13 protein-coding genes are annotated in these 14,388 nt (G+C 35.8%); 7 read left to right on the plus strand and 6 right to left on the minus strand.

What is annotated here, in order from left to right; genetic code table 11:
- Window positions 1-71 precede the first annotated feature (71 nt).
- On the minus strand, window positions 72-668 hold the full coding sequence (gene cysC / locus QP953_RS01300) for an adenylyl-sulfate kinase (protein WP_052596463.1): 597 nt from the start codon (window positions 666-668) through the stop codon (window positions 72-74).
- Between the two features lie 243 nt (window positions 669-911).
- Between cysC and QP953_RS01305 the strand changes: the two genes are divergently transcribed.
- Entirely contained in the window at window positions 912-1,739 is an 828-nt protein-coding gene (locus QP953_RS01305) for a TIGR02452 family protein (RefSeq protein ID WP_309553715.1), read from the plus strand.
- Window positions 1,740-1,898: 159 nt separating this feature from the next.
- On the opposite strand, the gene QP953_RS01310 is transcribed toward QP953_RS01305, so the two are convergent.
- The gene (locus tag QP953_RS01310) at window positions 1,899-3,911 is read right to left on the minus strand and encodes a peptidylprolyl isomerase (RefSeq protein WP_309553716.1); all 2,013 of its coding nucleotides are present in this window, start codon (window positions 3,909-3,911) and stop codon (window positions 1,899-1,901) included.
- A 302-nt stretch (window positions 3,912-4,213) separates the two neighbouring features.
- A complete protein-coding gene (locus tag QP953_RS01315) occupies window positions 4,214-5,506 on the minus strand; it encodes a hypothetical protein (protein WP_052596467.1) in 1,293 nt (430 codons plus the stop codon).
- A gap of 516 nt (window positions 5,507-6,022) precedes the next feature.
- Between QP953_RS01315 and QP953_RS01320 the strand changes: the two genes are divergently transcribed.
- From QP953_RS01320 to dnaJ, 6 genes are all read left to right on the plus strand, one after another.
- Window positions 6,023-6,262 carry an acyl carrier protein gene (locus QP953_RS01320; protein WP_052596470.1) on the plus strand — a complete coding sequence of 80 codons (240 nt, stop codon included), beginning with the start codon at window positions 6,023-6,025 and terminating at the stop codon, window positions 6,260-6,262.
- A 211-nt stretch (window positions 6,263-6,473) separates the two neighbouring features.
- Window positions 6,474-7,733 carry a beta-ketoacyl-ACP synthase II gene (gene fabF, locus QP953_RS01325; protein ID WP_052596472.1) on the plus strand — a complete coding sequence of 420 codons (1,260 nt, stop codon included), beginning with the start codon at window positions 6,474-6,476 and terminating at the stop codon, window positions 7,731-7,733.
- 313 nt (window positions 7,734-8,046) lie between these two features.
- Window positions 8,047-8,799: a ribonuclease III gene (rnc, locus tag QP953_RS01330; protein ID WP_052596475.1), complete on the plus strand. Its 753-nt coding sequence runs from the start codon at window positions 8,047-8,049 to the stop codon at window positions 8,797-8,799.
- A gap of 140 nt (window positions 8,800-8,939) precedes the next feature.
- On the plus strand, window positions 8,940-9,467 hold the full coding sequence (locus QP953_RS01335; RefSeq protein ID WP_052596478.1) for a TlpA disulfide reductase family protein: 528 nt from the start codon (window positions 8,940-8,942) through the stop codon (window positions 9,465-9,467).
- A gap of 148 nt (window positions 9,468-9,615) precedes the next feature.
- A complete protein-coding gene (locus tag QP953_RS01340) occupies window positions 9,616-10,245 on the plus strand; it encodes a nucleotide exchange factor GrpE (protein WP_309553717.1) in 630 nt (209 codons plus the stop codon).
- A 107-nt stretch (window positions 10,246-10,352) separates the two neighbouring features.
- The gene (gene dnaJ, locus QP953_RS01345) at window positions 10,353-11,507 is read left to right on the plus strand and encodes a molecular chaperone DnaJ (protein ID WP_052596480.1); all 1,155 of its coding nucleotides are present in this window, start codon (window positions 10,353-10,355) and stop codon (window positions 11,505-11,507) included.
- 208 nt (window positions 11,508-11,715) lie between these two features.
- Here dnaJ and QP953_RS01350 read toward each other — a convergent pair whose 3' ends face one another.
- The 3 genes from QP953_RS01350 to QP953_RS01360 all read right to left on the minus strand — a co-directional run bounded on the left by QP953_RS01350 (window position 11,716) and on the right by QP953_RS01360 (window position 14,316).
- Window positions 11,716-12,609 carry a hypothetical protein gene (locus QP953_RS01350; RefSeq protein WP_309553718.1) on the minus strand — a complete coding sequence of 298 codons (894 nt, stop codon included), beginning with the start codon at window positions 12,607-12,609 and terminating at the stop codon, window positions 11,716-11,718.
- Window positions 12,610-12,755: 146 nt separating this feature from the next.
- Window positions 12,756-13,253, minus strand: a complete 498-nt coding sequence (gene rfaE2, locus QP953_RS01355; RefSeq protein WP_309553719.1) for a D-glycero-beta-D-manno-heptose 1-phosphate adenylyltransferase — start codon at window positions 13,251-13,253, stop codon at window positions 12,756-12,758.
- Window positions 13,222-14,316, minus strand: a complete 1,095-nt coding sequence (locus tag QP953_RS01360; RefSeq protein WP_231512789.1) for a lysylphosphatidylglycerol synthase transmembrane domain-containing protein — start codon at window positions 14,314-14,316, stop codon at window positions 13,222-13,224. The genes rfaE2 and QP953_RS01360 overlap by 32 nt, the downstream gene beginning before the upstream one ends.
- Between the last annotated feature and the right edge of the window lie 72 nt (window positions 14,317-14,388).

The raw sequence follows: 14,388 nt of genomic DNA on the forward strand, positions 1-14,388 counted from the left end.
CCAATACAACTCTAATCAGATTAGAATAGTTAAGATACAACCAAAATGAGTTACTCAAAATACCAGAACAATTACAAAGTAATAATATCCAACAAATAGTTATAAATAACATCGACAGATTCGTCAATAGTCATATTATGCGTTTTTACTTCGATATCGGGATTAATGGGAGCTTCATAAGGAGCATCTATCCCCGTAAACCCCTTAATTTCACCCTTTCTAGCTTTCTTGTACAAGCCTTTCACATCTCTTGATTCACAAACCTCTAAAGGGGTATTAATAAATACCTCGACGAAATCGTCTACACCAATAATTTCTTTTGCCATTTGTCGAATGGCAATGGTTGGGCTTATAAAAGAGTTTATAGTTACAACACCGCTGTGCAAGTATAGTTTTGCAATTTCTGAAATTCGGCGAATATTCTCCATTCTATCTTCTGGGCTAAATGACAAATTATTATTGATTCCAGAACGAATATTATCTCCATCCAAAACTTGCGCAAAAAAGCCTTCGTTATAAAGCTTGCGCTCCAAATGCTGTGCTATTGTGCTTTTTCCAGAACCTGATAATCCTGTTAACCATAGTACTTTGCTGCGTTGTCCCAATCGCTTTTCTCTATCTTTCCGTTGTAGTAGTCGATCGAATATTGGGTGGATATTATTTTCCATTACATTTGGATTAAAATAAAGTATTGAAATTGATGTCTTTTTATAGCCGTAAAGATAGAAAAGTATTTAGACTTTTGAAGTCTAATGCTTAGAATTGGAAGAACTCAATTTTAGAATTATACGCCTATCTTTTAAGTACCTTTTACGTTAGAATATACTTTGCTAATTATTTCTAATATTTTATTCCCAACTGGAACTATTTTCTATCCCAAGAATGTTTCATCGCTATAAAATTTAAAAATCATGAAACGAAGCACACGCGCCCTAATTGCAAAAGATACTTTGAGCATCTTAAAAAAAGGAAGTTATCAAAATAACTTAGGTAAACCTGTTTATTTGTCAAAGGCTTTAAAGACAGCCAAACAACAAACAGTATTGTATGAACCAAAACAATTGCTTGAGCTAATCCAACAACCGCTTCCTATTGCTCAACATTTGGAAACGGAATTTGTTGTCAATTCGCTTACAACATTAGATGCTGTCCGAAAAGAATATCCAACAGACCAGCGCCTTGCTTGCCTTAACTTTGCCTCTGCTAAAAATCCTGGGGGAGGTTTTCTCAATGGAAGCCAAGCACAAGAGGAAAGTATTGCTAGAGCAAGCGGCTTATATCCTTGCCAATTAAAGGCAGAACATTATTATAAAGAAAATAGAACCGTTAACTCTTGTCTGTACACAGATCATATTATTTACAGTCCTAATGTTCCTATTTTTAAAGATGAAAATGGCAACTTGCTAGATGAATTGACCTATAGCGCTATTATCACAGCACCTGCTGTAAACGCAGGAGCAGTGCAACGTAATGAGCCTAATAATGTAAATAGAATCCATGAAACGATGCAGCGTCGTATGGATATGGTTTTAGCTATTTGTAAACAAAATGGGCACGAAACATTAATCTTAGGAGCTTGGGGTTGTGGTGTTTTTCAAAACGATCCTGTAGTGATTGCCGCTTTGTTCAAAGAGCTCTTATTAGGTAAATATAAAAACCAATTTAAACGAGTTGTTTTTGCTATTTATGCTAAAGATGAGCATTTTATAAAGCCCTTTGAGGCAGAATTTGGCAAGTAATAGCCTTAAGAAAAAAATACGTTGAGAATCTGTATAAATACTAGTTTTGCTCAGATTTTCAACGTATTTTATATTGGCTATAGTTGTCTATATAACCGTGCACATTCTACTGTCGAGTACTTTACTTAACTGCACTCATGAAGTAATGACTGCTATGAACTAATTGATACTTATAGTAATAATTTTATCTCCCACTTCTAATTTGTGTACCACATCCATACCTTCTGCCACTTTTGCAAAAATAGTGTAATTATCATCTAAGTGGGGAGTTGGGGCATGTGTAATAAAAAATTGTGTGCTCTCTGTATCTTTTCCTGCCGAAGCCATACCAACCCAACCTTCGTCATGGTAACGTACTTTGGGACTGAATTCCGAAACAACCGTTACATCAAAACCACTATAACCATCTCCCCTAGAGCAACCGCCTTGTACCACAAAATTAGGCACGACTCGATGAAATGGTTTGTTGTCATAATATTTGGCTTTTGCCAAATGCACGAATTGCGTCACTGTAGCAGGTGCTACTTCTGGGTGCAATTTGAGGACAATATTTCCTTTTGTAGTTTGTATAATAATTTTGTGGTTATCTTTAAGGACACGAATTAAGGGCCAATCTATTTCTGTAAAAGAATTCGATTTTTTATGAACAGAACGATTGGGATTTCCTTCAAAATAATTGATTGCTTTTTGGAGAATGATATATGTCTCAATACTTCCTGGTAAAGAGAGCTTTTCCTGTGCCTCTTTTAGGAATTGATAATCAGAGAATACTGCTTTAAAATTTAACGTTTCATCTGCCAAAAAATCGGCAACAATAGCTTGCATAGCAGGATCACCTTCTTCTATAGCTCGTTTTAACAGCACATTAATCTCATTGGTTACACGAATCTTTGAAAGCGCCAACTCTCTATCAAAGGTTTCCGAGCCCCTCAATAGGGTTAGTGCTTCGGTTCCACTTGATCGAATGACTTCTGGAATGATAATACTATCTGCTTTGGGGAATATTTCACTTGCAATAAAACGATAATTCCAACTATGATTGCCCAAAGCTTTTAACAAGGCTGCTTTTTCGTATACATTGTTCGATGCCTTATATAAACTAATAATTTTAGAGCTAAAAAAAGCTTTGGTTTTTGATTTGAAATAAGACAAATTATGTACAGCTGCTCCCAACAAGATGGAGCGTACTTGCCAATCGGTGTGTTTGTCTGCTAAGGTATAATATTTGCCAGCATCCAAATCATTTCCATTATGGTATAAGTATTCTGCTGCTGTGATATTTACATGCAAATTCTTATCATCTAAGGCATCAAACGCTAAAGTTTTGACTGAATCATAAGGAAAATATTTTAGCCCTCTCAGTATATTACATTTTACTCGATAATCTTTTTGTTGAGGATAAATGCGTTCTAGCATATCTTGCGCACGTTTGGTCTTACTTTTTGCCAATGCCGTAACTAGTGACATTAAGGTATTGGGATTTTTTTCTTCCGAGACGTTGTTCATCAATACATTCTCATAACCACTCAAATCAATTCCTTTTGTTCGAGCCAAATAATTGGCAGCAATAAATCGTGCCTTAGAAGACATTAATGAATTGGCCATAAAGTCATTCATAATCTTGGTTGTTCCCTCTTTGTGTACCAAGCCCCTCAATGCAAAACGATACAACGCTGTTGCCTGTCCTTCTAAAAGAATACTATCTTGGATAGGATATGGGCGTGTTACAGAAAGGTTTTTTAGATGTTCTTCTGTCCCACAGCGTCCGATAGCCTCTAATATTCCTGCTTGGACGAGTCTAGATGAATCCTCTCTAAAGGCATTTGTTAGGTAAGTAGCAGCTTTGATATTCCTTGTTTGCCCCAAGGCATAAGCAGCAGCATATCGCACTTCTTCATAATCATCTTTCAACAAATCAGCTAAATCTCTTATTGCTGCTGTATCTTGAACCGAACCAAAGGCTAAAGCTGCCAAGTATCGGTGTGTAGGATTAGGAACGGTCAGGTAAGTCAATAAGATGTCTGTTTTTCGCTCATTTTGATAATTAAATATCAATTGCACAACAGGGTCTTCAAGATTGACATTTATAATCTCTTTTACTTTATTCGTATCTTGTTTGCAGGCAGAAGCAAATAGAAATAAAATGGTGACAGCTATAGTTGTATATTTCATTGATGGCTATAATATAGTATAATAGTAGTTCATCACTTTTTTAACAAAAGATAAAAAGGCAACAAACTATTGTAATATAAATAATCGTTCAAAAAATGATAAAAACCTTGAACTAAGGTAAGTAAAAGTAATACATCGGTTTTGGTTCTCCTTATTTTTGACAAATAAATTCTTCCATACAGTTAATATCCCCTCAATAAATAATCTACAAGCAATTGGTCTACTCTACTATTCATGAAAAATATCTTCCTAAACGAAAAAAACAACTACTCTCAAATCAAGTAGTTGTTTTCTTTATCTAGTTATGTTTTCCTAGGTTTCTTTTTGGCTGCTGGGAACAAAACATTATTCAAAATAAGTCGATATCCAGCAGATTGCTTGTGCAACTCTAAATCGGTTGGCGGGTCGTGTACAAAATGACGATAATCTTCAGGGTCATGACCACCATAAAAACTCCAAAATCCTTTTTGAAAGGTTCCGTGAATGTACCGTGCTTCATTAGCCGGTTTGTTTTCTCCCAAAATTAGTACATTAGATTTAATTTGATCTTTTCTAAATGCCGTTGTCTGTCCCATAAAACCTTTTACGGTCTTAGTATGTGACTGTGTCAACATCGTAGGAACAGGATCCCATTTTGCAGAAAAATCAAATAAAGTAAAATAATCCACATCATCCTTTACCCTTCTAGAGGGTGATGTCAAGGGAGAAGCATCTATGGTAGAAAATTCATACTTCAAGGGATCTCTTACCAATTTAAAATCCTTAAAAGCAAACGTATTGTTATAATTCAACTTCTCTTGTGCCTGAGGGTCGGGAGCATCTCCATCGTACATATAATCACATATATCAACGCCATCAGCAGCCAAAGTAATATCATAAGTATCAGTAGCAGAACACATTGCAAACATAAACCCACCACCAGAGACAAATTCCCGAATTTTCTTTACAACCGCTAGTTTCAGTTGAGAAACTTTGCTATATCCGTGTTTTTCGGCCAAAGCTTCCATACTTCGAACATGGTCTTTATACCATTTTTGACTGCTATAATTGGCAAAGAATTTTCCAAATTGTCCTGTAAAATCTTCATGATGCAAATGCAGCCAATCGTATTCATTAAGTTTGCCATCTAATACCTCGTCATCATACACCAAGTCATAAGGAATTTCTGCATAAGTTAATACCAGCGTAACGGCGTCATCCCAAGGTTGTACCTCTTTTCCTCTCACATTAACAGTAGGACTATAAACAGCCACCTTAGGAGCCACCTCCAACTTCATTGCCTCCATGTTAACTTGAGGATCGTTTATTTCGTTCAAGATACTATTAAACGAGGCAGTTGGAATAACTTTGAAGGAAACACCTCTACGCATACATTCTTTTTTGAACACATCATTGTATTGAAATGCAAAACTTCCTCCATGATAATTCAGTAACCAATACGCTTCTTGTTTCGCAGAAAGGACTTGGTAGGTAATGCCATACGCTTTCATATGATTGGTCTGGCTCTCATCCATTGGAATCAAGATATATCCCTGACCTAGCACACTTCCTGCTCCTGCCAGCAAGGCAAGATAAAAGAAAATATGTTTAAGCATATATTATTATTTTCATGATAAAATATATTTTAAATTTAACGATCTATTTCTCTTATTGGTTGAGCATTAGATCAACTTTTAGCCTCATTTTTGTAATAGTCGTGTAATTGATCAACAAGAGGCACTGATTAGTTTATAGATAAGACTAGAATTAAGCCAAAAATTATAATTTTAAGCACTATCAAATCAATTGTCCATAATGTAGGTATACAAAGTAGGGCATTAAATCTATAAAAATAATTTCTTAACAGTAATTAACACCAAATGTTATTTATGAACCAAGCTATTTTCCTTACTTATTCGACCTTATGTTAATCCAAAAAACGCCAAATAAATCAAATCATATAGCGTTCAAAAAGCAATAATATTCTGCCTGAAAATGAATGAAGAAGCTCAACAGATTAAAAAAAATAGCAAAAACTTTGGTTATACAATTGTAAATATCCATCTTTGCCACTGATTATAAAACAAATTACCGAAAGGTTTTTTTATTGATTATTCAAAATAATACAAGTTATGTCAACTATAACTGAACGCGTAACCAAAATTATCGCAGACAAACTAGTTATCGATGCATCTGAAGTAACTGCAGAAGCAAATTTTAAGCAAGATTTAGGTGCTGATTCAATTGACTTAGTAGAATTGATAATGGAGTTCGAAAGAGAATTTGAACTTTCTATCCCTGACGAGAAAGCAGAAGAAATCCAAACTGTGGGTAATGCCATAGAGTTCTTGGAAGCAGCTATAAATAGCTAACCAAAAAGAGCTTATGTATAAGCGTTGAAGCATAATGCTTCAACGCTTGTTCTTTTTTATAGACTATGTACTATTTTTCTTCAATCAAGTTGATTTAGAACGATAAATTTAATCTTTAATCAATTGATTTAAGCTTTCAGCTAACTCTTATACAGTTAGCCTTTTTTTAATAAAAAAATTATCTGTTTAACATATCAATCCCAAAAATACTATGCAAAACAGAAGAGTAGTTGTTACAGGATTAGGTGCCTTGACTCCTATTGGTAACACCGTTGAAGAATTTTGGTCTGCTTTACTAGAAGGCAAATCTGGTGCAGGACCAATTAAAAATTTTGATGCATCAAAGTTTAAAACACAATTTGCTTGTGAAATAAAAAACTTTAATGTGACAGAGGTCTTAGGAGACCGTCGTTTGGAAAGAAGAACAGACAAATTTGTCCAATACGCCTTAGCAGCTAGTGATCAAGCGGTTAGAGATGCTAAGTTAGACACTATTAGCCAAGACATCAAAGATGAAATTGGTGTACTTTGGTCTTCAGGTATTGGAGGATTGGAATCTTTGCAAGAGGAAATTGAAAAATTCAAAGATGGAGATGGTACGCCTCGTTTCTCTCCTTTGTTGGTTCCCAAAATGATTGTAGATGCCGCAGCAGGTAACATTTCTATTCGCAATAATTTTAAAGGAATTACAGCAGCAGTAGTAACAGCTTGTGCTTCAACTACTCATGCTTCTAGTATTGCTTTTGATTTGATTCGTATAGGGCGCGCAGATGTAATATTGGTCGGGGGCTCTGAAGCTTCTGTAACTACCGTTGGAGTGGGTGCTTTTGGTGCTTTAAAAGCGCTGTCCAAAAGAAATGAAAACCCAACAGCTGCATCTAGACCTTATGATAAAAATCGCGATGGTTTTGTTTTAGGCGAAGGTGCTGGTGCTATTGTATTAGAAGAATACGAACACGCCAAAAAACGTGGTGCAACCATCTATGCAGAATTGGTAGGAACAGCTATGACTTCTGATGCTTATCATATTACAGCGCCAGATCCTGAAGGTGCAGGTGCAGCTAAAGTAATGCAAAAAGCATTAGATTGTGCTGGATTAACATCTAAAGATATCGACTATATCAATACACATGGTACCTCTACTCCACTAGGAGATGTGATGGAAATTACAGCCATAGAAAAAGTTTTTGGAGAAGATGCTTATAACTTAAATATAAGTTCTACTAAATCTATGACAGGACATTTATTGGGTGCCGCTGGTGCTATTGAGTCTGTCATTTGTATCAAAACTATCTGTGAAAGTATTGTTCCTGCAACCATCAATCACGAAGAAACCGATCCTGAAATTAATCCTCGATTAAACCTAACGCCTAATACTCCTCAAAAAAGAGAAGTACGTGCTGCGCTAAGCAATAGCTTTGGTTTTGGAGGACATAATTCGACAATCATTTTCAAAAAGTTTGAAGAATAATTTTATTCTTGCTATATTGACAAGGTATTAAGGGATAATGCATTAATAATAGAGTGTATTATCCCTTCTTATTTTATGTTAAGACAGTAGAAATCAAACAACTACTCTTAACCAATGAAACTTCTATTTGTCTATCAATCAACGCACTAATATATTTAAAATGGTGCAAATAGAGTTTTGTTAACAAACTCCCCTTGTTATCAACCAATACAACACAAACACCCAAATAAACAAACTTTGGTCTAAAATCACTTAGATAGATTCACAAGAAGAACTAAAAAACTATTGGGGAGGGTTTTATAAATAATATGTTGTGGTAAGAAAAATTTATAATCTAACTTTATCTACGGATAAAGCTTTTGTAAAAGAGTTGCGAAAAATACTGGGTTTTACTCCCAAACATGTACATTTCTACAAACGAGCTTTTACGCATAAATCATTAACATCCAAGGAAGAAAACACCAAAACTCGTTATCCTACTAATAACGAACGACTTGAGTTTTTGGGAGATGCCATATTAGATTCTGTAACAGCTGAATACTTGTTTCGAAAATATCCTACTCAAGACGAGGGCTTTTTGACGCAGATGCGTTCCAAAATGGTCAACAGAAAAGCACTAAACAAAATTGCCGAACACATGGAATTGGATATCTTTTTGCGCCAATTGGGAGCAACTAGAATTAGCCAAACAATGATGGGGAATACTTTTGAGGCATTCGTAGGAGCTGTTTATTTGGATGTTGGCTATCGCCAAACGAAGTCTTTTATTATCAATAAAATGCTTCGTCAATATATTGATGTGCATGAATTAGAAAGCGTCAATACCAACTATAAAAGTCAATTGTTGGAATACAGCCAAAAAAATCAAAAAACTATTTCTTACGATGTTCTGGATCATTATAGAACCAAAAACAACCGAGAACGTTTTAAAATTGCCGTATTATTAGATGGCAAAGCTTTGGCAACGGCTGAAGACTACAGCAAAAAAAGTGCAGAACAAAAAGCTTCCGAAAAAGCATTAATTCAAATGGGAGTACTAAAAAAAGAAGGCAAGAACAAACGATAATGAGATCCTAAACAATTGTTAAGGGAACAACTATACAGATAATTTTTCTGTTGAAGTGAGAAGGCAAAAGCTTTACTCACTTTCTTATTTTTGTTAACACCTATCTCATCAATAGTATAACTTTTCAGAACGTATTACATATGAAAAAACTAAAAGAACTATTATTTATTCCTCTCATTATTTTTTTGGTTTGGGGAGCTATCAAAATTTACCGAATGCCTGGGCAAAGCAATGGTTCTATTGCTCCAGATTTTGTAGGGTATATGCCTAACGGTGACTCTCTTCGTTTATCGGATTTTAAGGGGCAATTGGTCTTATTAGATTTTTGGGGAAGTTGGTGTGGTCCTTGCCGCCAACATAATAAACAACTGGTGCCATTGTATAAAAAATATCAAGGAGTTCGATTTAAAAATGAAAGTAGTTTTACCATTATTTCTGTTGGAATTGAAACAGATCGAAACCGTTGGTTAGCAGCTATAGAAAAGGATAACTTAGAATGGCCCAACCATGTTTCGGATATTAAACGCCTAAACGATCATGTTGCTTTGGCTTATGGCATCAAAGAAATTCCAAATACTTTTTTGATTGATGGCACGGGTAAAATTATTGGTGTCAATCTGTTAACCGAAAAAATAGACGAAATATTGGCAAATAGACGCCAAAATTAAGACTATTTTACATTCGTTAAACTGGTTTTCTGACAAATTGTCTTTATTTTTGCGCTGGCAAACATTTTGACTAGCCAAAAGTAGCTCATTTTTTTAAAATGAGTGGGATTATTTATTTTCTAAAATTAGAAGATTTTAAATAGAATACATGAACAAGAAAGAAATTCCTGTTGACGGTCCTGAAAATGAGGAAACCCTAGACAACGTGACAACAGAAGAAACAAACAATACAACAGAGGATTCTACTGTTGATAATACGTCAGAAGAAACTACACCAGAGCAAGAGCAAAACGCAGAGGAAGTAGCATCGACCAAAGAAAATGAGGAAAAAGAGGAGAGTAAACTTTCTGAAACAGAGCGTTTGCAAAAGGAATTAGGAGAGATGAAAGATAAATACTTGCGTATTTTTGCTGAGTTTGACAACTATAGAAAAAGAACGATCAAAGAGCGCCAAGATATTATCAAATTAGCCGCAAAAGACTCTCTAGCAGCTTTATTGCCAGCAGTAGATGATTTTAGTAGAGCAATTGATAATGAAGAAAGTATGCCTGAAGGTGTTATCTTGATTTACAATAAGTTGTACAAAGCTCTAGAGCAACAAGGCATCAAAGAAATGGAGACAACAGGTCAAGATTTTGATCCAGAATTGCATGAAGCATTAACCAAAATACCTGCTCCTTCTGAGGAACTAAAAGGAAAAATTATCGATACAATTGAGAAAGGTTATTATCTAAATGATAAAATTATTCGTTACGCTAAAGTTGTTGTAGGCGAATAAACTTTCTTTCTCACAAACTCATCTTATATCTTTATTAAAATAAGATGGATGCTGGTTTTGTGGCTAATCTGTAAACACAAAATCCTCGAACTTTTAATTAAAACAAAATGGCAGAAAAAAGAGATTATTACGATATTCTAGGTGCTAGCAAAAGTGCGTCTAAAGATGAGCTAAAAAAAGCTTATCGAAAGGTAGCCTTAAAATATCATCCAGATAGAAATCCTGATGACAAAGAGGCGGAAGCTAAATTTAAAGAAGCAGCTGAGGCTTATGAAGTCCTCTCGGACGACCAAAAACGTGCTCGCTATGACCAATATGGCCATGCTGGGGTAAACAACCAAGCAGGAGGCGGTCATTATGGCGGTTTTGGCAATATGGAGGATATTTTCTCTCAGTTTAGTGATATTTTTGGTGGCGGATTTAGTAGCAGCAGAGGTGGCAGACAGCAACAACAACGTGGACAAAGAGGTTCTAATCTGCGTATTAAAGTAAGTTTAACCTTGGAGGAAATTAATGAAGGAGCTACCAAGAAAATAAAGGTTAAAAAATATGTGGGTTGTAAGACCTGTAACGGTTCTGGTGCCAAGGACAAAAATTCGGTAAAAACTTGTCATACTTGTAATGGCTCTGGATATGTACGCCGTGTTCAACAAACATTCTTAGGGCAAATGCAAACAACTGCTGCTTGTCCTACCTGTCATGGCTCTGGTGAGATGATTACCAATAAATGTGGCTCTTGTAAAGGCGATGGTCGTGTTTATGGTGAGGAAATGATTAACTTAGAAATCCCTGCGGGGGTGAGCGAAGGCATGCAGTTGTCTATGAATGGCAAGGGAAATGCAGGGGTCAACGGTGGCGGTCCTGGTGACTTGTTGATTAACATAAAAGAGAAAGAACACGAGCATTTTACCAGAGATGGTAATAATATTTTGTACGAACTGGATGTTAATTTTGCAGATGCTGCCTTGGGTACAAGTCTAGAAGTACCCACTCTAACAGGTAAGGTTAAAATTACCTTGCCGCAAGGAACACCTTCTGGTAAAATTTTCCGCTTGCGTGGCAAAGGCTTGCCTTCTATCCAAAGCTATGGAAAAGGAGATCAATTAATTCATGTTAATATTTGGGTACCTAAAACCTTTACAGCTGAAGAGAAAAAAGCATTAGAAATTATCCGAAAAGGCAAAAACTTTCAACCCAACGATGCAGAAAAAAGAGATCGTAAAGGATTGTTTGACAAGATGAAAGACTTTTTTGGTGGCTAAAATAGCCTATCTAAATATATAAATCTATTTAGTATAGATAAGAAAAAGACTTTGGGGCTATCTTCAAAGTCTTTTTTTATTCCTTTTTTTAACTTGTATTATTTTTTTGGGGATGCGACACTATATACTCTATTGTAATTATAAAAAGACTGCCTAAAATTTAGACAGTCTCATCTTATATTCCCAAAACCCACCATTATAACATCAACTAACTGTTGTTTTGAGCAATATCATCACTTGTAGTAGGAACTTCTTTATTACATTTCCCTTTCCCATGATCTACTCGCTCCTCTTCCAAATCTATTTCATAAGTATCTCCATCCTTTGTCACGGTAGCTATAGCATCACAATTGCCATCTCCAAAATCGATACTAGAAATCATTCCATTTTTATCCAACTCTACGATACCTTGCTTGATATATTCACAAGAACGGTCTACCAATAAGGGTTCTACAACTGTACGGGTCATTACTTCATTATTTACCTCTACGGTAGCTGTCCCTTTCATAACAAAGACATCATTAAAACGGTCATCATCTCCAAAACCAGCTCTCCAAGTATTGGTTCCTGTTGCAATTTTTGTAATTGTAGTCCCTTTTTTATCGATCATGGTGAGATTGGTTTCTACCAAAAACTCAGGCTGTCCTTCCGCAGATACAGAAACCGTTGTCATAACTTTGGTTCCTGTTATTTGACGCCCTTTAACCGAAAAATTCTTAAACGTCGTTGTTCGTTTGGCTCCTATCACAGCCATATCTTCTGACATTTCGACAATAATTTGTCCCTTTTTGCGACATTTTTTACGATCCTCTACCCCATCTCCAAAATCAATGGTCAAAGCCCTAGGAAAAGCATCCTTGCCTGTATCATCTATTGTAGCTCCTGCGGGTAATCGTTCTTGCAAAGCAGTCGCTTCCACCCCTTTGCTATTAAACGAAACAGCATCTACCTCGTCATCTATACTCCCCTCGCTATTGGTTAATTCTACGTCACTTTCTGTACTAATAAAATCAACGGCTGTCAACCAACTTGAGTGACTACAAGATGCTACACCAATTCCCATTCCTAGCATTACAACTAAATTCATTTTCCAGTTCTTCATTTTTTCTGTTTTTGTGTGAGTCAAAAAATCAGAGTAAGTGGTGCAAAGAAGTCTTTCAATTATAATATAATGTCTTGCTACTTCTTATTACTTTGTCGTGCATAGACAACGTAATCCCCTAAAAATGATTTTGAAAAATGGCTCGATTAGGAGCGGCTTCGTATCTTTTGTTCTAATTTAGTCGTAGAATAACCTTCTATAAAAGTTAGGCTTTTGACTTGTCCTCCATTGGCTAAAACACATTTGCTACCCACAATTTCTTCAATAGACCAATCTCCCCCTTTGACTAAAACATCTGGTTGAATTGCTTCAATTAATTGCAATGGAGTGTCTTCTTCAAAAAGCACGACTAAATCAACCATTTCTAAACTAGCTAACAAATGCGCACGGTTGGTTTGATCCTTGATAGGGCGATGTTTGCCTTTTAATCGGCTTACAGATGCATCGGAGTTTAAACCAATAACTAATTTTTGTCCTTGCGCTGCCGCCTCAGCTAAATAAGCAAGATGTCCTAGATGAACTAAATCAAAACAACCGTTGGTAAACACGACTTCTAAGCCATTATTTTGCCATTTTCGGACAGTTTGTACAGCTGTTGACCAATCTTGTATTTTATTGCTGATCTTCTGGAAGAGTGGGTTCATAACCTTTGTTGTATAGAGGTAAAACAATGTAGGCAAGTAGACCGAAAAACAGGTTACCAAATATTGTTATTGTAAAGAACATTATATTGGAAAAAGCAAAGGCATCCGCTTCTGCAACTCCATAAATAACTAAAGCTGCGGTTACGGCTATTTGATAGGTGCCCATCCCTCCAGGAGAAGGAATAACCATCCCAAACGTACCAAAAGTAAAGGCTAACAAGGCGGCTAATGGAGACAAACCTACGGTTGGTCCATAAGCAAAAAAGCACAGGTACAACATTAAATAATACATTAGCCAAATAATGAGTGTGTGCACGACAAATAAGCCTGGACGTTTTAGTTGTAAGACAGTTTTTACGCCCGAAATAAAACTAGCAATTAGAGCGATTACTTTTTGGGCAACGGCTGTTTCTTTTATTGTTTTCCAACGAACAAGTATATAAATACAAACCATTAATCCAATCCCCATTAGTCCAAGTAGTAATCCCAACCAAGGAATTGCAAAAGCAGCCTCATTTTCAGCCATTGGATGCAGACATTCTGCGGTAGGTTTTCCTGCTCCAAACAAGAAATTGTAAAGGTGATTGAACTGTGTTAGAAATGTTAATCCAGTTACAAGTAACAACATCATAACATCAAAAATACGATCGACGACAATGGTTCCAACCAGTTTTTCTAATGGAATTTTTTCATATTGAGCTACGGTTGCTGGTTTTGCAATTTCGCCTGCTCGTGGCAAGGCTAAATTGACCATGTAACCGACCATTGTTGCAAAAAAAGTATTAAATACCTTAGGCTGATAACCTAAAGGCTCTATCAGTTGATTCCAACGCAAGGCTCTGCTTAGATTGCTAATCATAAAAGCCATTAAAATGACAAATAACCAAAAAAAGTTGGCGTCTTTAAAATCGTTGACAATTTTTTGAATTAGTGTAATTTGACAACCTGTTCCTGTTTTACAATGGCATTCTAATTCATAGGCAGCCGCTTGATTAACATACACAAAGTACAACAGGGTTAGCCCAACACCCAAAAAGACTAAAAACTTAAAAAAAGATTTCAAAATAATTTATTTTGGTAAATTCAATAGTTACTTCATTTCTATTGCGTGGTCGTTGAAACCATGTAGTAACAA

Origin of the sequence: Aureispira sp. CCB-E (genome assembly GCF_031326345.1) — a bacterium.
Lineage (GTDB): Bacteria > Bacteroidota > Bacteroidia > Chitinophagales > Saprospiraceae > Aureispira.